The 22080-nt window shown below is 57.5% G+C and carries 21 protein-coding genes; 9 read left to right on the forward strand and 12 right to left on the reverse strand.

Annotated elements, in window-relative coordinates:
- Entirely contained in the window at window positions 1-1071 is a 1071-nt protein-coding gene (locus IV01_RS08035) for an ABC transporter substrate-binding protein (protein ID WP_032630040.1), read from the reverse strand.
- A gap of 362 nt (window positions 1072-1433) precedes the next feature.
- On the opposite strand from IV01_RS08035, the gene IV01_RS08030 reads away from it, so the two are divergent.
- Window positions 1434-2153, forward strand: coding sequence for a UTRA domain-containing protein (locus IV01_RS08030; protein WP_032630041.1), 720 nt, complete (start codon window positions 1434-1436; stop codon window positions 2151-2153).
- Window positions 2154-2387: 234 nt separating this feature from the next.
- Here the strand turns inward: IV01_RS08030 and IV01_RS08025 are convergent, their stop codons facing one another.
- The 7 genes from IV01_RS08025 to minC form a co-directional block, all read right to left on the reverse strand.
- Window positions 2388-4571 carry a mechanosensitive ion channel domain-containing protein gene (locus IV01_RS08025; RefSeq protein WP_050507794.1) on the reverse strand — a complete coding sequence of 728 codons (2184 nt, stop codon included), beginning with the start codon at window positions 4569-4571 and terminating at the stop codon, window positions 2388-2390.
- Between the two features lie 141 nt (window positions 4572-4712).
- Window positions 4713-4877, reverse strand: coding sequence for a hypothetical protein (locus IV01_RS26870; protein WP_195758803.1), 165 nt, complete (start codon window positions 4875-4877; stop codon window positions 4713-4715).
- 362 nt (window positions 4878-5239) lie between these two features.
- Complete coding sequence (locus IV01_RS08020; RefSeq protein ID WP_032630043.1) at window positions 5240-6529, reverse strand: M18 family aminopeptidase; 1290 nt, start codon at window positions 6527-6529, stop codon at window positions 5240-5242.
- A 201-nt stretch (window positions 6530-6730) separates the two neighbouring features.
- Entirely contained in the window at window positions 6731-7366 is a 636-nt protein-coding gene (locus IV01_RS08015; RefSeq protein ID WP_032630044.1) for an RluA family pseudouridine synthase, read from the reverse strand.
- 80 nt (window positions 7367-7446) lie between these two features.
- Window positions 7447-7701 carry a cell division topological specificity factor MinE gene (gene minE, locus IV01_RS08010; RefSeq protein WP_032630045.1) on the reverse strand — a complete coding sequence of 85 codons (255 nt, stop codon included), beginning with the start codon at window positions 7699-7701 and terminating at the stop codon, window positions 7447-7449.
- Window positions 7701-8513 carry a septum site-determining protein MinD gene (gene minD / locus IV01_RS08005; RefSeq protein WP_032630046.1) on the reverse strand — a complete coding sequence of 271 codons (813 nt, stop codon included), beginning with the start codon at window positions 8511-8513 and terminating at the stop codon, window positions 7701-7703. Before minD ends, minE begins: the two co-directional genes overlap by 1 nt.
- 208 nt (window positions 8514-8721) lie before the next feature.
- Window positions 8722-9462: a septum site-determining protein MinC gene (minC, locus tag IV01_RS08000; RefSeq protein WP_032630066.1), complete on the reverse strand. Its 741-nt coding sequence runs from the start codon at window positions 9460-9462 to the stop codon at window positions 8722-8724.
- A 119-nt stretch (window positions 9463-9581) separates the two neighbouring features.
- Between minC and IV01_RS07995 the strand changes: the two genes are divergently transcribed.
- Entirely contained in the window at window positions 9582-10514 is a 933-nt protein-coding gene (locus tag IV01_RS07995) for a lipid A biosynthesis lauroyl acyltransferase (protein WP_032630047.1), read from the forward strand.
- 20 nt (window positions 10515-10534) lie between these two features.
- Complete coding sequence (locus IV01_RS07990; RefSeq protein WP_032630048.1) at window positions 10535-11719, forward strand: patatin-like phospholipase family protein; 1185 nt, start codon at window positions 10535-10537, stop codon at window positions 11717-11719.
- Between the two features lie 140 nt (window positions 11720-11859).
- Here IV01_RS07990 and IV01_RS07985 read toward each other — a convergent pair whose 3' ends face one another.
- The 3 genes from IV01_RS07985 to IV01_RS07975 all read right to left on the reverse strand — a co-directional run bounded on the left by IV01_RS07985 (window position 11860) and on the right by IV01_RS07975 (window position 15098).
- Complete coding sequence (locus IV01_RS07985; protein ID WP_032630049.1) at window positions 11860-12714, reverse strand: pirin family protein; 855 nt, start codon at window positions 12712-12714, stop codon at window positions 11860-11862.
- Between the two features lie 280 nt (window positions 12715-12994).
- Window positions 12995-13807 carry a VacJ family lipoprotein gene (locus tag IV01_RS07980; protein WP_032630050.1) on the reverse strand — a complete coding sequence of 271 codons (813 nt, stop codon included), beginning with the start codon at window positions 13805-13807 and terminating at the stop codon, window positions 12995-12997.
- Window positions 13800-15098: a serine/threonine protein kinase gene (locus IV01_RS07975; protein WP_032630051.1), complete on the reverse strand. Its 1299-nt coding sequence runs from the start codon at window positions 15096-15098 to the stop codon at window positions 13800-13802. The genes IV01_RS07980 and IV01_RS07975 overlap by 8 nt, the downstream gene beginning before the upstream one ends.
- 1122 nt (window positions 15099-16220) lie before the next feature.
- Here IV01_RS07975 and IV01_RS07970 point away from each other — a divergent pair.
- The 3 genes from IV01_RS07970 to IV01_RS07960 all read left to right on the forward strand — a co-directional run bounded on the left by IV01_RS07970 (window position 16221) and on the right by IV01_RS07960 (window position 19360).
- Window positions 16221-17069 (forward strand): glycine betaine ABC transporter substrate-binding protein, encoded by an 849-nt coding sequence (locus tag IV01_RS07970; RefSeq protein ID WP_032630052.1) that lies wholly within the window; start codon window positions 16221-16223, stop codon window positions 17067-17069.
- Window positions 17070-17393: 324 nt separating this feature from the next.
- Window positions 17394-17705 (forward strand): DUF485 domain-containing protein, encoded by a 312-nt coding sequence (locus IV01_RS07965; RefSeq protein ID WP_032630053.1) that lies wholly within the window; start codon window positions 17394-17396, stop codon window positions 17703-17705.
- Entirely contained in the window at window positions 17702-19360 is a 1659-nt protein-coding gene (locus IV01_RS07960) for a cation acetate symporter (protein WP_032630054.1), read from the forward strand. The genes IV01_RS07965 and IV01_RS07960 overlap by 4 nt, the downstream gene beginning before the upstream one ends.
- A 280-nt stretch (window positions 19361-19640) precedes the next feature.
- On the opposite strand, the gene IV01_RS0125315 is transcribed toward IV01_RS07960, so the two are convergent.
- Complete coding sequence (locus IV01_RS0125315) at window positions 19641-19799, reverse strand: DUF3309 family protein (RefSeq protein ID WP_020290439.1); 159 nt, start codon at window positions 19797-19799, stop codon at window positions 19641-19643.
- A gap of 221 nt (window positions 19800-20020) precedes the next feature.
- Here IV01_RS0125315 and IV01_RS07955 point away from each other — a divergent pair, with 221 nt between their 5' ends.
- The 3 genes from IV01_RS07955 to IV01_RS07940 all read left to right on the forward strand — a co-directional run bounded on the left by IV01_RS07955 (window position 20021) and on the right by IV01_RS07940 (window position 21999).
- Entirely contained in the window at window positions 20021-20398 is a 378-nt protein-coding gene (locus tag IV01_RS07955; RefSeq protein ID WP_032630055.1) for a DUF2784 domain-containing protein, read from the forward strand.
- A gap of 104 nt (window positions 20399-20502) precedes the next feature.
- Complete coding sequence (locus IV01_RS07950) at window positions 20503-21309, forward strand: SDR family oxidoreductase (protein ID WP_032630056.1); 807 nt, start codon at window positions 20503-20505, stop codon at window positions 21307-21309.
- A 357-nt stretch (window positions 21310-21666) separates the two neighbouring features.
- Window positions 21667-21999, forward strand: a complete 333-nt coding sequence (locus IV01_RS07940) for a YnfA family protein (RefSeq protein ID WP_032630058.1) — start codon at window positions 21667-21669, stop codon at window positions 21997-21999.
- Window positions 22000-22080: the final 81 nt, after the last annotated feature.

Raw genomic sequence — 22080 nt, forward strand, 5'->3', positions numbered from 1 at the left:
TTACTGGTTCATTTCGATGATGACTTGCTCGTTCCACATCTGCGGCAGTTTCTTGGAAGTGGCTTCCCATGCCGCTGCATCTTTGATCGGGGTCACGCCTTTGTACTGCTCGTTAGGCAGCAGCTTGGCCTGAACTTCAGGTGGCAGCTTGATGTGCTCGGCGCGGATCGGACGTGCATTGCCTTTTGCCAGGTTGATCTGGCCCGCGTCGCTGAAGATGTATTCACGAGCCAGTTTGGCGGCGTTCGGATTCTTCGCGTATTTGTTGATGATCGTGGTGTAACCGGAAATCACTGAGCCGTCAGACGGGATCAGCACCACGTAGTCATCCGGGTTGGTCATCTTGGCTTTGTAGCTCAGGCCGTTGAAATCCCAGACCACGCCGACTTCGACTTCGCCTTTTTCCATGCTCTGGATGTTCGGATTGTTCAGGGCCAGACGTTTCTGCTTGGCCAGTTCGGTGAACAGTTGCAGGCCAGGTGCGATGTTTTTCTCGTCGCCTTTCATGGCAATTGCAGCGGCCAGGACACCGTTGGCAGCCTGGGCGGCGGTGCTGACGTCGCCGATGGTGACTTTATATTTGCCATCTTTCAGGTCTGACCACTTGGTCGGCACTTCAGAGCCGTGCAGCAGCTTCTTGTTGACCACAAATGCGATGGTACCGGTGTAGGCCAGCGCCCAGTGACCGTCTTTGTCCTTGGCCCAGTCCGGAACCTGGTCCCAGGTGCTTGGCTTGTAAGGCTGGGTCACGCCCTTGGTCGCGGCGATAGGACCGAAGGCTGCACCCACGTCGCCGATGTCGGCGCTGGCGTTATCTTTTTCCGCATCGAACTTGGCGATTTCCTGGGCCGAGCTCATGTCGGTGTCCATGTGCTTGAGACCGTATTTGGTCTGCAGATCCGACCAAGTGTCCTTCCAGTTTGCCCAGTCGTCCGGCATGCCAACGCTATTTACCGCGCCTTCAGTCTTGGCTGCGGCTTCGAGGGTTTTCAGGTCGACGTCCGCGGCCATGACCGAGGTGCTCAGAGCAATGGCGGAACCGAGGAGTGATGCCAGCAAAAGGTGTTTCATTCGAAGCTCCTTGTGCACTTCTTGAAATATTTTTGAAGAAGTGATCGTTGCGGGTGGGTTGGTCTAGGTCAGCAATACCTGAGCCAAGTTAAGCTTTTTCGATGACATTTTTATGTTGGGATGGCCTCTGCAGCGCGTTCGCCGCACATATCAGGGTCAACGCGAGATAAGCGTAGACCAAGATCAAAGCATTGATCTGAAAGGGCTTGAGATGATTTTCAGGTCCGATTGGCATGGTTTGTGATGGGTCATGTCATGCGTCAGTCATCTACGCTACGTAGGCTGTTGCTGCACCCCAAGCGATGCGATGAGAACAACTGGTGCCCTGTTTTGGCGCTGGTCTAGTCCAGAAAGGTAACCTGATGCGCGAAGAAGTGCCCCGTGCGGTCACGACGATTTGCAATGCCTTGCAAGAGCAGATCGAGCACGGCCTGTTGCCCCCCGGCAGCAAATTACCCGCCGAACGCAAGCTGAGCGAGGTCTTCGACACCACGCGCATCACCCTGCGTGAGGCATTGGTGCAGCTCGAAGCACTAGGGCTGATTTACCGTGAGGAGCGTCGCGGCTGGTTCATTTCGCCGCCGCGTCTGGCCTATGACCTGATGCGCCGCAGCCACTTTCACGCCATGGTCAGCGCCCAGGGGCGGGTGGCGGACACACAGGTCATCTCGGCGCGCTTGCAACCGGCTTCGGCGAGGATCTGCGAGATGCTGCAGTTGCCGGCGCTGTCCAGCGTGATCCAGATCTGCCGGGCACGGCGCATTGATCAGCGTCTGGTGCTGTACGTGGAGCATTATCTGAACCCGGACTACTTCCCCGGCATTCTCGATTGCGACCTGAATCAGTCACTGACAGAGCTTTACGCCAGTCGCTATGACCTGCGCTACGGGCAGGTGCGCTTCGAAATGGTCCCGACGGCGTTGCATGCCGAGGCTTCGGCGGCGCTCAAAGTCTCCCTGGGCAGCCCCGGCTTGAGAATTGCACGGGTCAACTTCGACCAGAACGGCCGCCTGATCGACTGCGACCTGGAATACTGGCGCCATGATGCGATTCATGTGAGCGCGGTGGTTAGGGATATTTGAGGGCAGTGAGGCATCTGTTGGCGCGAGGCTCGTGGGACCGGCTTTAGCCGGGAAAGCGGTATTTCTGACGATAAATATCGGGTGGCTGTACCGGCCTCTTCCCGGCTGAAGCCGGTCCCACGTCGTCGTGCCAATATTGAGATCACACCTGTGGGAGCGCGCTTGCCCGCGATGGCGTCATCTCGGTCGAATTAAATGTCGTGTCAAAACCCTATTCGCAGCCTTCGGCAGCCCCTACAGATCCGGTGCGCTGTCGGGTTCTATTTTTTTTGTTCCCCCAGCCGTCATCACCTGCACACTCAACCGTGGTGTCGCCAGGTCCATGCCCGCTTCATCCAGATGCCGTTTCAGTGACAGATTGAACGCCCGGGAGACTTCCCATTGTTTGATCGGTGCGGTCTTGAAGCGCGCCCGCAGGATGGCGTTGCCGGACTCGAAGCTCTCCACGCCCTGAAACTCCAGCGGCGACCAGATATTGCGTCGTTGCAGCGGATCGGCGCGCATTTTGGTGCCCACGTCGCGAATCAGCTTCAGGGCGTCGTCGATCTTCATGCTCGCCGGGATGGCGATGCGGAAGATCGCGTAGCCGAATTCCCGGGAGTAGTTCTGAATACTTTTGATCTCGCTGAACGGAATCGTATGCACAATGCCGTCGATGTCCCGCAGGCGCACCGTGCGGATCGTCAGGCCTTCGACCGTGCCCAGATGGCCGCCGACGTCCACGTAGTCATCAATAGCCAGTGAGTCTTCGATGATGATGAACAGCCCGGTGATCAAATCTGCCACCAACGATTGCGCGCCGAAGCCGATGGCCAGGCCGATCACACCGGCACCGGCCAGCAGCGGGGTGACGTTCATGCCCATGTTCGCCAAGGCAACGATCAGCGCAATGATGAAGATCGCCACGAACAGCACATTGCGAATCAGCGGCATCATGGTTTGCGCCCGGGCATTGGCCAGGCCTTTGCGCGAGCGGGTCAGGGCGTGATGCACGGCGGTGTCGCTGACGATCCAGATCAGCCAGGCGAACAGCAGGGTCGCGATCAGGCTGAACAGCTTGACGCTGATGTCATGGCCGTCGCCTTCGGCAAAGCGGATCAACGACATGCCCCAGACCCGCAAACCCAGCTCGATGAATGCTAGCCAGACCAGCAGGTGCACCAGGGTGTAGAAGAAGTTGTTCAGCCGGTCTGAATACAGCGCGTGGCGTTTGTGCCCGTGGCGTGGGCGCTGTGCATGGCGCCTGACCAGCCCCTGAATCACCATGCACACCACCAGCAAAACCGTGCAGATCAGCGCTTGTCGCAGGGCCGTGCTCGTATCTCCTGCGGAAAAGAAGGTGGCGAACAGCGACACCGCGACCAGCATCAGTGCCGGGACATACCAATACGTGCCGAGAATATCGATGGTGTCGCTCAGGGCGCGACGGGTCAGGCGGCGCGACAGGGGCTGGTTACGAATCAAGTGCGCGATAGGCCGACGGAATCGCAGGATGAACAAACCGCTGAACATCGCCGCCATGACGTTGGTGAAAGTTGCAGCCGTATGCGCAAGATGTACGCCAAGGCTGGCAATCAGACGCGGATCGTTCAGAGCCTCGCCAAAGGCGGCAAAGCTGCCGATCAGCCACAGCGGCCTGAACGCCTGATGGCGCAGGATATACAAGGCCTTATGGCGATGCGGGCCGTCGAGCACCGAGAATGCGATCACGCAGATCGCCGAAAACAGCGTGCCCACCACCAGCGCGTAGGCCAGCACCATGGCCAGATCCTTGCCCAGCGACGAGGGCAAGTTGTAGCTCAGGTACACGGTGATCACCAACGCAATCAGCCACGGACCGAGTTTGCGCAGGGCGAAGCGCAGCATGTCCAGGGTTCGCGGGTTCTGCGGCAACTCCTCCGACAGGCCGAAACGCATCCGCACCCAATGCCCCAGCCAGATCAGCGCAGCCGCCAGCAGGCTCCACAGCAGCAATGCCAGAGCAAAACCGACGATGACTGGCAGCCATTGATTGGCGGGAAGCAGCACATTGAGGAATTCATCCTGGGCCAGATCGATTTCCTCGGCCCAGCGAGTAATGGGGCTGTCATCGCCGGAGAATTTTTTCTCCAGCTCGCTCAATGTACCGCCGATCAGGCCCAGAACCCCTTGATCGCCGCTTGCCTGGGCTTTCTGCGTGGCGTCTCGAAGTTTTTTCAGATCGGTCAGCAATTGGGCTCGCTGCTGATCGTTTTCCAGGCTTTTGATCACTTCATCCAGGGACTGCCCCAAAGGCTCTTGTGCCTGAGGCTGGGTTTTCGTCCCGCCCCCCAATACGCCCGGCAATCCCACAGCGTGGGCTGCTGTCAGGGGGAGCAGTGCCAGCAGGCAGATCAGAAACAGGCGTTGCACGAGTGAAAAACAGGGGGAAGCGGTCACCAGGCTGTAAACCTCGAATCGACATCGGTACGCCCAAGCCGAACGGCCCGGACATGAATGAACGAGGAGTTTACGAGCGGTGCGCGCGCTTGGCGAGTCGCTTTTCAGCGCTGCGGCCCACGTAATCCGCGAGGTTGTGCTTCAGGTGAGTTTTTCCAGGATCTTCCAGCACGCCGTCCCGATCAGCGACATCATCCCCAGCCATATCATCAGCACCCCGGCGGGACGTTCCTGATAGCTGTAACCAACACACAACAGCAACATCCCGCCGATGACCGGCAGAAGCAGTGCGAAAAACGCGTTCATGGCATCGAACCTCCTGAAGGTTGATGCCATGAGTGTAGGTGGGTTTGGTGGATGGAACGTGTTGCAGATTTCACCTGTGGGAGCGAATTCATTCGCGAAGACATTCGTTCAGACGCCGCATAATTGCCAGATACACCGGCTCTTTCGCGAATGAATTCGCCCACAGGTACACCGCGTCGTCTTTCTTCGCGGGCAAGCCTCGCTCCAACGGGTTTGCAATCTTCTGTAGGAGCCGAGCTTGCTCGCGATTCGGGCGCTGCGGTGCATCAGACAGACCGATTACCGACCAAACTCTATATTTGGGGCTTCACCCCAAACATAGAATTTCCCACAACGGTCACCTGCAGAATGGGTGCAGGTGGTTACGGCAACTCATGACTCGCATAAAACGCCGTCAACACCTTCACCAGATGCGCAAGGTCATGACTGCCGGCCAGCTCACGGATCGAGTGCATGGCGAAGGTCGGCAGGCCGATGTCGACAGTCCGCACGCCCAGGTGGCTGGCGGTGATCGGGCCGATGGTCGAGCCGCAGGCCATGTCGCTGCGCACCACGAAGCTCTGCACCGGTACTTCTTCGGCCATGCACAGATGGCGGAAGAACCCGGCGGTTTCGCTGTTGGTCGCGTAACGCTGATTGCTGTTGACCTTGATCACCGGGCCGGCGTTGAGTTTCGGGCCGTGGTTGGCGTCGTGTTTCTCAGCGTAGTTGGGGTGGATGCCGTGGGCGTTGTCGGCCGAAACCAGCAACGACTTCTGAATGGTGCGCACGTAATCCGCGCCATCGGGCAGCAAGCGTTGGATGATCTGCTCCAGCATCGGGCCGTCTGCGCCGCAGGTCGACGATGAACCGACTTCTTCGTGGTCGGTGCAGACCAACAGGCAGGTTTCGTCGCTATCGGTGCCGAGCAGCGCTTGGAGACCGGCGTAGCACGACAACAGGTTGTCCAGACGTGCGCCGGCGATGAAGTCGGCATTGAGCCCGACGACGGCAGCGCTTTGCGTGTCGTAGAAGCTCAGCTCGTAATCGAGCACCACATCAGCGTTCAGGCCGTGCTCGCGAGCCAGTTGATCGGTGAGCAGGGCGCGGAAGTCGGCACGTTCGTCGCCGGCCACCTGGGCCAGGATCGGCGGCAGTTCGGTCTGCGGGTTGATCGTCCAGCCTTCGTTGGCGGTGCGATTGAGGTGGATCGCCAGGTTCGGGATCACCGCAATCGGCAGTTTGAAGTCGATCAACTGGCTTTCGACCTTGCCGTCACGACGGAAAGTCACTCGCCCTGCCAAGGACAGGTCGCGGTCGAACCAAGGGGCGAGCAGGGCGCCGCCATAGACTTCGACGCCCAATTGCCAGAAACCCTGACGTTGCAGTTCCGGCTGTGGCTTGACCCGCAGGCACGGACTGTCAGTGTGCGCGCCCACCATGCGAATGCCGCCGGTCAGCGGCGATTGCCGGCCCAGACGAAATGCCACGATAGACGAGTCGTTACGGGTGACGTAATACCGGCCACCGGTTTCGGTCGCCCAGGTTTCACGCTCGTCCAGACGCTGGAAGCCAGAGGCTTCAAGGTGTTGAACGAGAGTGGCAGTGGCATGAAAGGGGGTAGGGGAGGCCTTGAGAAAGTCAATGAGGCCCTGGTTCAGCTCTTCGCGCATAAGTCACTCCAGACAGCAATGGCGGGAGTTTACCGTATTGATGTGTGTCGTGTTATTGCGGGTGTGCTTTGTGTTGGGGTTGTCCCTATTAATTATGTTGCCTGTTAAATCGTCATCGCGGGCAAGCGCGCTCCTACAGGTGACGTTTTCTCTGTAGGAGCGCGCTTGCCCGCGATGGCGTCGTTAAACTCACAGCAAAACCTAAAACGGCGCAGGGCATTCAAACCGCAACCGCTCGCCGGTCTGCGGATGAGTGAAGCTCAGCATGCTGGCGTGCAGGCACAGACGCGGGTAGGCAGCCAATGCCTCGGGATGCGCGTACAAGCCATCGCCGAGCAGCGGATGACCAATCGAAAGCATGTGGACCCGCAATTGATGGGAACGCCCGGTAATTGGCGTCAGCTCCACCCGGCTGTATTGACCGCAACGCTCCAGCACTTTCCAGAAGGTTTGTGCATGCTTGCCCTGCTCATGATCCACTACATGCCGAGGCTTGGTGGGTGGGTCGTAGCGCAAGGGCAAGTCGATGCTGCCGCTGTCCAGGGTCGGCTCGCCCCAGCACAAGGCGGTGTAGGCTTTTTCGGTTTCCCGGTCATGAAACTGTCGGGACAGTTCGCGATGAGTATCCGGGTCGCGAGCCAGCAGAATGATCCCGGAGGTTTCCCAGTCCAGGCGATGGACGATACGGGCTTCGGGATAGCCGTTTTCCTGCAGGCGGGTAATCAGGCAATCCTTGTTGTCCTCCGCGCGGCCGGGAACGGAAAGCAGCAGGGTGGGCTTATCGATCACCAGAACGCCAGCGTTCTGATGAATGATGCGGATATTCGACAACGGCATTGAGTGGCCTCTAAACGCCAACGGCGGTACAAGCCCCATTCCTGAAAAGGAGCCTGTACCGCCGCAGACAACCGCCGGATCTAGCGATCTGGCAGGGTGATGTTGAGTTCCAGAATCGAGCAGCTGCCCTGGTTTTCCAGAGCCACTTGAACATCGTTGGACTCGATGTTGACATATTTACGAATCACTTCGACCAGCTCTTTCTGGAGAGCTGGCAGGTAATCCGGAGTAGTGCGTTGGCCGCGTTCATGCGCCACGATGATCTGTAGACGCTCTTTCGCGACCGACGCGGTGCTGGTTTTTTTGCTGGCACGAAAGAAGTCGAAAATGTTCATCAATTACCCCCGAACAGGCGTTCGAAAAATCCTTTCTTCTGTACGTCCAGGAAACGGTGCTCGCGGTCTTTACCCAACAGACGATCAACAGCGTCGCTGTAGGCCTGACCGGCATCGCTCTGCTCATCAAGGATGACCGGGACGCCCTGGTTGGAAGCTTTCAATACTGCCTGGGACTCCGGGATCACGCCCAGCAGAGTCACCGCGAGGATTTCCTTGACGTCTTCAACGCCAAGCATCTCGCCCTTGCTGACACGCTCCGGGTTGTAGCGGGTCAACAGCAGGTGTTCCTTGATCGGCTCTTCGTTGCGCTCGGCGCGACGGGACTTGCTGGCCAGCAGGCCGAGCATGCGGTCCGAGTCACGTACCGACGAGACTTCCGGGTTGGTCACGACGATGGCTTCGTCAGCGAAGTACATCGCCAGGTGAGCACCGGTTTCGATACCGGCCGGGGAGTCGCAGACGATGTATTCGAAGGATTCCTTGAGTTCCATCAGAACTTTTTCCACGCCTTCCTTGGTCAGCGCTTCCTTGTCACGGGTCTGGCTGGCGGCCAGTACGTACAGCCCTTCGATCTTCTTGTCCTTGATCAGGGCCTGTTGCAGGTTGGCTTCGCCGTTGACCACGTTGACGAAGTCATACACCACGCGACGCTCGCAGCCCATGATCAGGTCGAGGTTACGCAAGCCGACGTCGAAGTCGACGATGACAGTTTTGTGGCCGCGCAGTGCGAGGCCCGTACCGATGGCGGCGCTGGTGGTGGTCTTGCCCACACCACCCTTACCGGATGTAACCACGAGAATCTTGGCCAAGGTGTATCACCCCTAGAGGAAAAGGATTTTTAGTCCTGAAGAGCGTCCCTTGAAGCGGCGGCATTCGAACAATGAGGGAAATTTAAATGCCCGTCGGTCTGGACCTCGGAGCAATCTGCCAGAGAAAGTGAATATCCCCGGATTTCCTACAGCCTTTGCTACGTTTTCGCGACGAATCAGAGATGCTTTGAAAATGGCGCAGTATCCGTTAAAGACGGATGATGTTCAACACGTCGCCAGACAGGCTGACCTGTACCGAGCTCCCCCACAGGGGATCACGGCGCAGGTCTTCGGAAACCTTGTATTGCCCGGCGATGGATATCAACTCGGCGCCCATTTGCTGACAGAAAATACGCGCTTTGGTATCGCCTTTTATTCCTGCCAGTGCTCGTCCACGCAATGGGCCGTAAACATGGATGTTCCCATCGGCCAGAAGTTCCGCACCAGGGCTGACCGGCGCAATCACCACCAGGTCGCCACCTGGGGCATAAATCTGCTGGCCGCCCCGCACCGGGGCGGTGATGACCCGGGTTGGCTTGATGATTGGCTCAGGTGGTTTTTCAGCTTTTTTCTTCGCGGCGTCGCCTTCCAGTGGGTCCAGCGGACGTTCCCGGGCACCCGATGGCGGCAATACAGGCAAATCAATTGCGATCGCTGCGGCGATATCTTCGATACGGTTGGCGCGGATGGCCAGAGTGCGCAGCCCATGCTGACGGCAGACCCGCATCAGGCCGGGCAGGTCGACGGCACCGCTGTCGGCCGGGAGCTTGTCGAGCGCCAGTACCAGCGGGGTATTGCTGAAGAAGTTCGGGGCCTGCGCCACTTTCGCCGCCAATTGACGGTCCAGGGCCTCAAGGTTGTTGCGGGCCAGCTCCAATACGGTAATGGCCAGCATGCTGCCCTTGAGTTGGAAGACAGGTTCCTGTTCTTGCGATTCGTTTTGGCTCATGGTTGGCATACAACGGCTTGTCGCTAAAAGTGCCGAGACTTATAACGAGAACGCCCGCTAGCCGCAAGCGGGGTCGAACCGTTGTAGAATGCGCGGCCATGGTTCTGACGGAAGCTTTAATGGATCGCCCGCGTTTTCGAACTTCTTTTCTGCACCCGCGTTTCTGGCCGCTATGGCTTGGGCTCGGGCTGCTCTGGCTGATCGTTCAGCTGCCATTTCGCGTCCTGGTCGTCATCGGCCGACTGCTGGGTGCGGTGATGTATCGCTTCGCCACTGATCGCAAATACATTGCCTCGCGCAATTTGGAGCTGTGCTTCCCCGAGTTATCCAGCGTGGAGCGCAAACGCCTGCTCAAGGAAAACTTCGCGTCTACCGGGATCGCTTTCTTTGAAATGGCCATGAGCTGGTGGTGGTCGAAAGAGCGTCTGGCCAGGCTGGCGCATATCGAAGGCATTGAGCATCTGCGCGCCGCGCAGCAGCAAGGGCAGGGCGTGATCCTGATGGCGCTGCACTTCACTACCCTGGAAATCGGCGCGGCGCTGCTGGGCCAGCGGCACACCATCGACGGCATGTACCGCGAACACAAGAACCCGCTGTTTGATTTCATTCAGCGGCGCGGTCGTGAGCGGCATAACCTCGATTCTCTCGCGGTAGAGCGCGAGGACGTGCGCGGCATGCTCAAATTGCTGCGCAACGGTCGCGCTATCTGGTACGCGCCGGATCAGGACTACGGCGCCAAGCAGAGCGTGTTTGTGCCGCTGTTTGGCATTCAGGCGGCCACCGTGACCGCCACCAGCAAATTTGCCAAGCTCGGCCGCGCACAAGTGGTGCCGTTCACGCAGCGGCGTCTGGCCGATGGCAGTGGCTATCGCCTGGTGATTCACCCGCCTTTGCAGGATTTCCCCGGCGAAAGCGATGAAGTCGATTGCCTGCGCATCAATCAATGGGTAGAAAGTGCCATTAGGGAATGTCCCGAGCAGTATCTTTGGGCGCATCGTCGTTTCAAAAGCAGACCGCCGGGCGAGCCGAAACTCTATAAAAAGCGTGACTGATCAGTAAAGGCGCCGCCTAAATGCTTGAACCCGCCGTAGCGATGGACGTTGTAAATGATGTCGAGCCGGTTACCGGTTTGATTCTGTCTGGCGGTGGGGCGCGTGCGGCCTATCAGGTGGGCGTTTTGGCGGGGATTGCCGACTTGCTGCCACCAGGGGCAGCGAACCCGTTTCCGGTTATCGTCGGTACGTCCGCCGGCGCCATCAACGCCGTCAAGCTGGCCAGCGGCGCGTTACACTTCCGCACCGCCGTTCATCAACTGACCGACTTCTGGCAGGGATTTCGCAGCGAACAGGTGCTGCGCAGTGACTGGCGAGGGGTCATCGGTCAGGCCCGACGGTTTGTCGGCAACAGCCTGTTAGGCATCGGCTCCCACGTGCCGGTGGCGCTTCTCGACAGTTCGCCGCTGCGGGATCTGCTCAATGAGCGGCTGGACCTGGAAAGCATCAACGCCGCCATCGAGGCCAAACATCTGCGCGCCGTGGCGGTTACGGCGTTCGGTTACGAGTCCGGCCATGCGATGACGTTCTATCAGGGCAAAGGCACCATCGAACCCTGGCTGCGCCATCGTCGCCTGGGCGTGCCTACCCAGCTCACTATCGATCACCTGCTGGCCAGCTCAGCGATACCGCTGCTGTTTGCACCGGTCAAAATCGGTCAGGAATACTTTGGTGACGGCGCAGTACGCCAGTCGGCCCCCATCAGCCCGGCCCTGCACCTGGGGGCCAATCGGGTTCTGGTGGTGGGAGTGAGCGGTAACTCGCGAGGTATCGATGCTGGCAAGCAGATTCAGCGGGTTGCCAGTGGTAAGCAGCCGACCCTGGCGCAAATCAGCGGGCACATGCTCAACAGCACCTTCATTGACAATCTGGAAAGCGATATCGAAGTGCTGGAGCGCATGAATCTGGTCAGTGATCTGCTGCCTTGTGAGCAGCGTGTGCGCAAGAAGGGTCTGGCGCCGGTTGAAGTCTTGGTCATTGCTCCCAGCCAACCCATCGACCAGATCGCCGCCCGCCATCGCCACGAGCTGCCTCGGGCCCTGCGCACCTTTTTACGGGGGCCGGGCGCCACCAAGACCAGCGGTGCCAGCGTGCTGAGTTATCTGCTATTCGAGGCCGGTTACTGCCGGGAATTGATCGAACTGGGCCGTTACGACGCCATGGCCCAGGGTGAGCAGTTGAAGCGGTTTTTGAGGTTGGATTGATATTCGCCCTGCAATGCGATCCATGTGGGAGCGGTGCTTGCCCGCGATAAGAGCACCGCGCATAAAAGGTCGATCACCTAAACCTTATCGCGGGCAAGCACCGCTCCCACAGGGGGCACCATTTCAAGTCAAAACAGCGGTTACGCCGTCAACCGATCATCCCGAAAATCCCGCAATGCCTGTTCGATCTCTTCACGGGTATTCATCACAAACGGGCCGTATTGGACGATCGGCTCGCGCAGCGGTTTGCCAGCGATCAACAGCACTCGGGCACCCGTGGTGGTGTTCAGTTGCAGTTCGCCTTCCTCGGACAACCTCACCATACGGCTGGCGCTGACCGCCTGAGGATGGCCAGCCAGTTCCAGACTGCCTTCGTAGACATACAGCAATGCACGATGGCCCTCAGGGATTCGCGGGCTGATGCTGGAGCCAGCGGGCATGTGGAAGTCGAAATACTGCGGTTCGGTATCCGGACGCTGAACAGCGCCAGCCTGTTGGGCCAGACCGTCGTCGAATTGGCCAGCGATCACCACCACGTCAACACCGTTTTGCGTGGTCAGACGCGGGATGTTTTCCGGCTGGATGTCCTGATAGCTGGCGTCGTTGAGCTTGGTTTTGCCTGGCAGGTTCAACCACAGCTGAAAGCCGCGCATCACGCCTTCTTCCTGCTCCGGCATCTCACTGTGGATGATGCCTCGTGCTGCGGTCATCCACTGCACGCCGCCGCCTTGCAACAGCCCGACATTGCCCATGTGGTCTTCATGACGCATGCGGCCTTCGAGCATGTAGGTCACGGTTTCGAAGCCCCGGTGCGGATGCGGTGGGAAGCCTGCGATGTAATCGTCAGGCTTGTCCGAACCGAACTCATCCAGCATCAGGAACGGGTCGAACTGCTCGACACCTGGCCCGCCAAAGACACGGGTCAGTTTTACGCCTGCACCATCCGAGGTGGGTTGGCCAGCCTGGATCGACAGCACTTTACGAAATTGGCTCATGGGTAAGCTCTCCTCATCAATGGCGACCATGCTATGCCTGTTTGGTCGATTGATGGGTGATGATTTTGCGGGTAATTGATCGACTTAGCAGATTGAATTGAAATGTGATTCTGTGGGAGCGAGCTTGCTCGCGAAGAGGCCGGTGAATCCGTAGCATTTTCTGCGACTGCAACATTGTCTTCGCAAGCAAGCTTGCTCCCACAGGTTCAGATCCATCGCTCGAACAAAAAAACGGCCAGTCGGATCGCTCCGGCTGGCCGTTTTCGTTACGCCTTGTTTGTTACTCGGCGATTTGCAGCTTGCGGGCTTCGGTGTAGACGTAGCGCACTTTTTCGTATTCGAAAGGCGAGTTCATCTGGCCGTAGCGGAAGCTGGTGCCGTAGCGGCGATCAATGGCACGCAGAACGTAGAGTTCCGGGTGGTCGCTGCTGACCTGGGAGACGTTGAGGAAGTTGATCTGCGACTCGGCAGTGAAGTCGAACAGCAGGCCGCCGGTGTCACGCAGGTTCGAAGGGCCCAGTAGCGGCAGCACCAGGTACGGGCCGGCTGGCACACCATAGAAGCCCAGGGTCTGGCCGAAGTCTTCGCTCTGGCGCGGCAGGCCCATCATGGTTGCCGGATCCCAGAGACCAGCGATACCGACAGTGGTGTTAACCAGCAGTCGACCCGTTGTTTCCAGAGAACGCTGACCCTTGAACTGGAACAGGCTGTTCAGCAGGTTGGGAATATCGCCCAGGTTGCTGAAGAAGTTGCTCACGCCGCTGCGCACGAAGCCTGGGGTGACGTACCGGTAGCCGTTTACCACCGGCAGGAATACCCACTCATCGAAGCGATAGTTGAAGTGGTAGACCCGGCGGTTCCATGATTCCAGAGGGTCGTAGACTTCCAACGCAGTGAGTGTGGCGCGTTCGAATTCCCGTTGATCCAGGCCCGGATTGAATTTCAGCGACTTCAACGGCTGAGTGAAACCGTCAGCATCAACCTGGCGAGCCACGGTCGCCGGATGTTCGGCAAGGTTGCTGTTGGTCGCGTCAGCGGCCTGGACAGTTCCTGCGCAGAGCAGGGCAGCGAGGAGTAAAAGACGTTTAGCCACGGAAGAACTCCAGCATGGCGTCGCTGTTGACGCGGTAATTGATGTTGCCGCAATGGCCGCCGTATGGGTAAACGGTCAGGCGATCGCCAAAGGTTTTGCGCAGGAAGCCCAGGTCACCGGCGCCCAGAATCACGTCGTCGGCGTTGTGCATGACCGAGATTTTCTTGCTGTCGTGCAGGTAATCCTTGAGTGCGTACAGACTCACTTGGTCCACCAGCTGCAACAGGCTGCCACCGTCGGTGCGAGCACGCCACATCGGGATGACTTGTTCGGTCAGGTAGCAATCAAAGTCGCATTGCAGCGCACGACGCAGGAATGGCGACAGGCTGGTGCCTTCGGTAATCGGGAATTTCGGTGGTGTAATCAGGCCGCGACGGTTGATCAGGTCCGAGGTGAACGCGATGTCAGCCGACGAGAACCGGAACGAGGTACCAATCAGCATCGCCATCTGTTCGTTGGTCAGGTGCTGTTTGGATTGCTGGAAGTCGTAGAGCAATGCGTCATTGAGGTCGATGTAACCCTTCTGACGGAAGTAGCGAGTCAGCTTTTCCAGGACCAGTTCATAGAACGTGGTGCTGTTATCGATGCCCTTGACGTTGGTCTGCACCAGTTTGTCGAGGTTGGAAATCGACGTGTATAGATTGACCGGCGGGTTGAGCAACAGCACTTTCTTGAAGTTGAAACTGCGACGGGTTTCGTCCAGGCGGGCGACAAACGCGGCGTTCAATGCGCCCAGACTGTAACCGGTCAGGTAGTAGTCGGTGACTTTCAGATCAGCCTGTTGGGCGCGCACGGCCTGCATGACCCGGTAGAGGTCTTCGGCATCTTCGGTGGAGATCCCTGGCGTGGCGAAACGAGACGCGGAGCTCATGAAGTCATAGCTGGTAGGCGACGACAGCTGCACGACGTTATAGCCCGCGCCGTAGTACAACTTCTTGAGGAATTCGTTGATGGTGCTGTTGTATGGCGCACCGGTACCGGCGATCAGGAAGATCAACGGTGCTGGCTTGTCTTGCTTGGCCAGACGATAGCGCAGCTTCTTCACCGCCCAGAAATTGTCCGGCAGCGTGAATTCACGCTCCGGGCGCAGGTTCAGGGTGTAATCATCCTGATCAATGTCGTCGTCGCTTGGCAGCTCCGGGCGCATGTCGGGAGGCGTGGTGGCGATGGTCGCTTCAAAAGGGTTCTTTAAAGGGAAGCCATAGGTGGCGGGGTCAACGTTGACCGCCATAGCGGACGCACTCAAACAGAGGCCGCCAATAATGGCAGCAAAGCGCAGGAAACGGAGCATGACTAGATCCCTTGGGAAAGAAGTGCTGATGATGTACGCGGGCTCAGACCGTCGGTGTAGTGCCAAAGTGCCCTACAAAAAGGTAAACCCGTTGTAAATAGTTCGAGACAATACACGTTCTCTGGCGTCAAGAGAGCAATGCTGTGCTTTTTTGTCGTTTATAGAATGCATGGGCGGGCGGCGATACGTACTACCCGTAGGAGCGCGCTTGCCCGCGATGGCGTCAGTACAGGCGACTATTCATCGTCCGACAGACCGAATCGCGGGCAAGCTTGACCAGTTCAAGCGCGCTCCTACAGGGGGGAGGTGCGGGGTTTCACAGACAGCAAAAAGGGGAGCCGAAGCTCCCCTTTTGAATCGTATTACGTGCTCTTTTTTTATTATTTTAGGGTGGCCTGTTGTTGTTTTTGGCGACCTGTCCCTTTACTGCGATCTTGTTCGACCCCCATCCGGGGTCAAGAGCAAACGTATTTTTTTGAGCGCTGACTCGCTTTGATCTTGCGATCCAACCAGTACGGGAGCTACCTGAAGGCAGTTTTATTATTCTCTGTCCGGTTGCGAGGCCCCTAAGCGCCTCTGTAAAGCTGATCCACTCCAAAAAAATCTGTTAGCTGCGCCTCTGTGCCTTTGTTCTTGTTATGTCAGAGCCGGTACGTCTTGTTTTTATTAGGTTTGCTGCATTTTATTCTTGTTGTGCCAGAGATATAGCAGGAGCTGTGCCAACTTTTTAAATGTTAGTTAAATCAAAGTCTTAAAGGTTTTCATCTGCTTGACCCTGACGACATCTGTTTCCGTGTTACCCGTCTCTGGAGAGATTTTCGGCGGTGAGGTAACACAATGTGTTCCCGCGCTGGTCCTCACCCATCTACAGTTTTTACGACAAGGTTGTCGCTGATGGCGCGCTGATGTCGTTTCTCCGTGTCTTGAGGTCGTTGACAGAGCATGTCCCATCGCCGTGCGGGTTGATGATCAGGGGGGCATGCGGTGCAGTTCATCGTCCGCTTGGCAAATGAGGCGTGAAAAAGTGCGCAGTGCAGCTGCGGTGTGCGCGGACTGCGGTCTTTATAAAAACGTTAACGACGCCTGACCTTTGTCGGGCGCGAGACTACCGGGGAAGTAACGATGAAGATGCGAAAAATCCTGGGCGTGGGTGCTGCGCTGGCCCTCGCTGTCAGTTCCACGCTGGCGTCTGCCAAAGAAGTGAGCATTGGCTATGTCGACGGTTGGTCCGATAGCGTTGCCACGACCAACGTTGCGGCTGAGGTGATCAAGCAAAAGCTCGGTTATGACGTAAAACTTCAGGCGGTCGCTGCCGGGATCATGTGGCAGGGCGTTGCGACAGGCAAACTGGACATGATGCTGTCGGCCTGGCTGCCGGTCACTCACGGTGAATACCTGGCCAAGAACAAAGACAACGTTGTGAACTACGGCTCCAACTTCAAAGACGCCAAGATCGGCCTGATCGTACCCGAATACGTGAAAGCCAAGAGCATCGAAGACCTCAAGACCGATGACTCCTTCAAGAAAAAGATTGTCGGTATCGATGCCGGTTCAGGCGTGATGATCAAAACCGATCAGGCCATCAAGGATTACGGTCTGGAAGGTTACAAACTGCAGGCCAGCTCCGGCGCTGGCATGATCGCTGAGCTGACTCGCGCTTATCCAAAACAACAGTCCATCGCTGTGACAGGTTGGGTACCGCACTGGATGTTCGCCAAGTGGAAACTGAAGTTCCTCGAAGATCCAAAAGGTGTCTACGGTGCTGCGGAAACCGTGGATAGCATTGGCAGCAAAGAACTGGCCACCAAAGCACCGGAAGTGGTTGAGTTCCTGAAGAAGTTCCAGTGGGCTTCCAAGGACGAAATCGGCGAAGTGATGCTGGCCATCCAGGACGGCGCCAAGCCTGAAGCGGCGGCCAAGGATTGGGTTGCCAAGCACCCTGATCGCGTAAAAGAGTGGACGGGTAAATAAGCCAGACCCTTTAAAGCAACAAGCGAAACCGCCCGGTTTAACGACCGGGCGGTTTTTTTGTGGCTTGCGCAGAATGTTTGGGGATGCAATTAACCCCGTGGAAGCGAGCTTGCTCGCGAAGACAATGTTCCTGATTCCAGAAATATGTTCGGATGTCCCGTCCTCTTCGCGAGCAAGCTCGCTCCCACCGGAATTTCCGTGCAGGTATGCACCTCCCCCGATCCCCAACTAATGTCGTTCTAATACTAAGGTCGTCTGGAGCAGCGGCCAGAGCGGACTAAAGTGGATGCGTGACATCTCATCTGTGCTGCGAGGACAAAAACAATGAACGACAGCATTTACCTCTCGATTCAAAACAGCCCCCGTTTCAAGGAGCTGGTATCCAAAAGGGAGCGTTTCGCCTGGATTCTTTCGGCGATCATGCTTGGGCTTTACGCCGCTTTTATCCTTTTGATCGCTTATGGACCGCATCTTCTGGGCGCCAAACTGAGCCCGACTTCAACCATTACCTGGGGCATGCCGATCGGGGTCGGTTTGATCCTGTCTGCGTTCGTGCTGACAGCCATCTATGTTCGCCGTGCCAATGGTGAATTCGATGACCTGAACAACGCGATCCTGAAGGAGGCGCAACAATGATCCGGCGCCTATTTGCAGCATTCGGCCTGGCCGCCTTCGCACCGTCCCTCTGGGCGGCTGACGCGTTGACTGGCGCTGTGCAGAAACAACCTCTGAACACATCGGCGATCGTCATGTTCGTCGTGTTCGTCGCCTTCACGCTGTACATCACCTACTGGGCATCGAAAAAGAACAAGACCGCCTCGGACTACTACTCGGCAGGGGGCAAGATCACCGGTTTCCAGAACGGTCTGGCAATTGCTGGTGACTACATGTCAGCGGCGTCCTTCCTGGGTATTTCCGCGCTGGTTTACACCTCCGGCTACGATGGCCTGATCTATTCGATCGGCTTCCTGGTGGGCTGGCCGATCATTCTGTTCCTGATCGCCGAGCGCCTGCGTAACCTGGGTAAGTACACCTTCGCTGACGTGGCGTCCTATCGCCTCAAGCAGAAAGAAATTCGCACCCTGTCCGCCTGCGGTTCGCTGGTGGTGGTGGCGTTTTATCTGATTGCGCAGATGGTCGGTGCCGGCAAACTGATCCAGTTGCTGTTCGGTCTGGACTATGCGGTTGCCGTGGTCCTCGTCGGTATCCTGATGTGCCTGTACGTGCTGTTCGGCGGCATGCTGGCCACCACCTGGGTACAGATCATCAAGGCGGTGATGCTGCTGTCCGGTGCGTCGTTCATGGCGCTGATGGTCATGAAACACGTCAATTTCGACTTCAACATGCTGTTCTCCGAGGCGGTCAAGGTTCACCCTAAAGGTGAGGCGATCATGAGCCCGGGCGGTCTGGTGAAAGATCCGATTTCGGCGTTCTCCCTGGGCCTGGCACTGATGTTCGGTACTGCTGGTCTGCCACACATCCTGATGCGCTTCTTCACTGTGAGCGATGCCAAGGAAGCCCGTAAGTCGGTGCTCTACGCCACTGGCTTCATCGGTTACTTCTACATCCTGACCTTCATTATCGGCTTCGGCGCGATCCTGCTGGTCAGCACCAACCCTGCGTTCAAGGACGCGGCCGGTGCGCTGTTGGGTGGTAACAACATGGCAGCGGTGCACCTTGCCGATGCGGTGGGTGGCAGTCTGTTCCTGGGCTTCATCTCGGCAGTAGCCTTTGCCACCATTCTGGCAGTGGTAGCCGGTCTGACCCTGGCGGGCGCTTCGGCGGTATCCCACGACCTGTATGCCAGCGTGATCAAAGCGGGCAAAGCCAACGAGAAGGATGAGATTCGCGTCTCGAAGATCACGACTATTGCCTTGGCAATCGTGGCGATCCTGTTGGGCATTGCCTTCGAAAGTCAGAACATCGCGTTCATGGTGGGCCTGGCGTTCTCCATCGCGGCGAGCTGCAACTTCCCGGTCCTGCTGCTTTCCATGTACTGGAAAAACCTGACCACTCGTGGTGCCATGATCGGCGGCTGGATGGGCTTGATCAGCGCCGTGGTGCTGATGGTCCTGGGCCCGACCATCTGGGTATCGATCCTGCACAATCCGAAGGCCATCTTCCCGTACGAATACCCGGCGCTGTTCTCCATCGCCATCGCATTCGTGGGCATCTGGTTCTTCTCCATCACCGACAAATCGAAAGCCGCAGAAGGCGAACGCGCGTTGTTCTACCCGCAGTTCGTCCGCTCCCAGACTGGCTTGGGTGCCAGCGGTGCGGTTTCCCACTAAGCGATAGTCGTTGTAAAAAAGAAAAGCAGCCTTCGGGCTGCTTTTTTTTATTCCTGTAAACACCGGATTTATTGATGTGAATGCTGGGCCTGTAGGAGCTCACCGAGGTTACGAGGCCAGCGATGGCGGTGTGTCAGACAAAACGCTATCGCTGGCCTCGTAACCTCGGTGAGCTCCTACAGGGGGAGTGTAAGTTGATTGAAATCGCCTGTAGGCAATTAAACCACCCAATAAAAAGCCCCGCTAAAAAGCGGGGCTTCAGGTTATGCCAAACGGATATTTATATCCGTCCCAGCAATACCAGAATCAACAGAATGACCAGAATCGTACCGATGATCCCCGACGGACCATAGCCCCAGCTGCGGGAGTGAGGGAAGACTGGCAAACCGCCAACCAGCAGCAAGATCAGGATAATGATAAGAATTGTGCCGATGCCCATGACGAGTTCCTTCTTTGGTTCTTGGTTAATGGCTACAACAGTTCAAGCTTTTACCGGGTTGGCGTAAAGTTTGTGCTGCTTGAAACATCCGACTGTCGGCACTCTAAAAAAATCCATGGGCTGTACGATAAATTTTACATTTAGTTAAAGGTCGATGTATCGCCAAGAAAGTTTGAACTTTAATGCCCGCTAACTGTTGCGTTGATTGAATAGAGGCCGCCATGTTTTATCGTCTTGCCGCCGATTCTGTGGTGGTCATCCACCTGTTGTTTATCGTCTTCGTGCTGTTCGGCGGGTTGCTGGTTTTGCGTTGGCGCTGGCTGATTGTGCTGCATGTGCCCGCGATGATCTGGGCGGCGACGGTTGAGTTCCTGCATTTGTACTGTCCGCTGACGCCTCTGGAAAACTCACTCCGGACCAAAGCGGGGAGCCAGGGTTATGACGGCGGTTTCATCGAGCATTACCTGATCCCGCTGATTTACCCGGCAGGCCTGACACCGCAGATCCAACTGTGGCTGGGAGGCATTGTATTGTTGAGCAATCTGCTCGTTTACGGCCGTCTGGTCAGTCGCCTCTGGCTGCGCCGCAAGCCCGCGTAAGCCGTGGGTTTGCCTGGGTCATTCAGCGCCCTGATGGTGGATCGAATCGGTGAAATCAGTGGTTACACTCAGCTTCAATCCCCTTACAGACAAGGCGTTTCCCTATGCAAAATCGCATCATGATCACCGGCGCAGGTTCTGGTCTGGGTCGCGAAATCGCACTGCGCTGGGCCCGTGAAGGCTGGCGCCTGGCGTTGTCTGACGTCAACGACGTCGGTTTGCAGGAAACCCTCAGGCTGGTGCGCGAGGCGGGGGGTGATGGTTTTGTGCAGCGCTGCGACGTGCGTGACTACAGCCAGTTGACGGCGTTGGCGCAGGCCTGTGAAGAAAAATTTGGCGGCATCGACGTCATCGTCAATAACGCTGGCGTGGCGTCCGGTGGATTCTTCAGCGAGTTGTCGCTCGAGGACTGGGACTGGCAGATTGCGATCAACCTCATGGGCGTGGTCAAGGGCTGCAAGGCGTTTTTGCCGATGCTTGAGGCCAGTAAAGGCAAGATCATCAACATCGCCTCCATGGCTGCGTTGATGCAAGGTCCAGCGATGAGCAACTACAACGTGGCCAAGGCTGGTGTGGTGGCGCTCTCGGAAAGCCTGCTGGTCGAGTTGCGTGAGCAAGAAGTGACGGTGCATGTGGTTTGTCCGTCGTTCTTCCAGACCAATCTGCTGGACTCCTTCCGTGGCCCGACTCCAGCCATGAAGGCTCAGGTGGGCAAGCTGCTGGAAAGCTCGCCGATTACGGCTACCCAGGTTGCCGAATACATTTACGACCATGTCGCAGACGGCGAATTCATGATCCTGCCCCATGAGCAGGGACGCATGGCCTGGCAGCTGAAACAGAAAAACCCCCAAGCGCTATACGACGAGATGGCCAATATGTGCGAGAAGATGCGGGCCAAGGCGCGGCAGTGATAGGGATTAAATGCTTGGGTAGACTCATCCCTGTGGGAGCGGTGCTTGCCCGCGATAAGAACACCTCGGTTTGCCTGATAGACCAAGGGGCCCTTATCGCGGGCAAGCACCGCTCCCACAAGAGTGATCTCAATATTGGCGCGACGACGTGGGACCGGCTTCAGCCGGGAAGAGGCCAGTACATCCACCCGATATTTTTCGTCTGAAATGCCGCCTTCCCGGCTAAAGCCGGTCCCACGTCATCACATCCGCTTGCGAGCAAACATAGAATCTCCCACAAGGGTATTGCACAGGCTCGCATCTCGCTTTTCTGCTAGGGTTGCCGCCTTTGATCGCAACCCTGGACGACTGATCTCCATGCTCAATTACCTGTGGTTTTTCCTCGCGGCGTTGTTCGAGATCGCCGGTTGTTACGCTTTCTGGATGTGGTTGCGTCAGGGCAAGAGTGCGCTTTGGGTAATTCCGGCGCTGGTCAGTCTGACCTTGTTCGCGGTGTTGTTGACCCGAGTAGAAGCTGCCTATGCGGGGCGTGCTTATGCGGCGTATGGCGGGATTTACGTCGTGGCGTCGATTGCCTGGCTGGGCATTATCGAGCGCGTCAGGCCGCTGAACTCGGATTGGCTCGGCGCAGCGCTGTGCGTCATCGGTGCGACCATCATCCTGTTAGGCCCGCGCTGGTCGGCTCCCTGAGTAGGGCTTCCGATCCCTTTGTAGGACGGATCCTTCAGCGTTGTCCGGCGAGCTTGAAGGACATGACTGATTTGGCTCTGG

The sequence above is a fragment of the Pseudomonas syringae genome (genome assembly GCF_000737245.1).
Taxonomy (GTDB): Bacteria; Pseudomonadota; Gammaproteobacteria; order Pseudomonadales; family Pseudomonadaceae; genus Aquipseudomonas; species Aquipseudomonas syringae_J.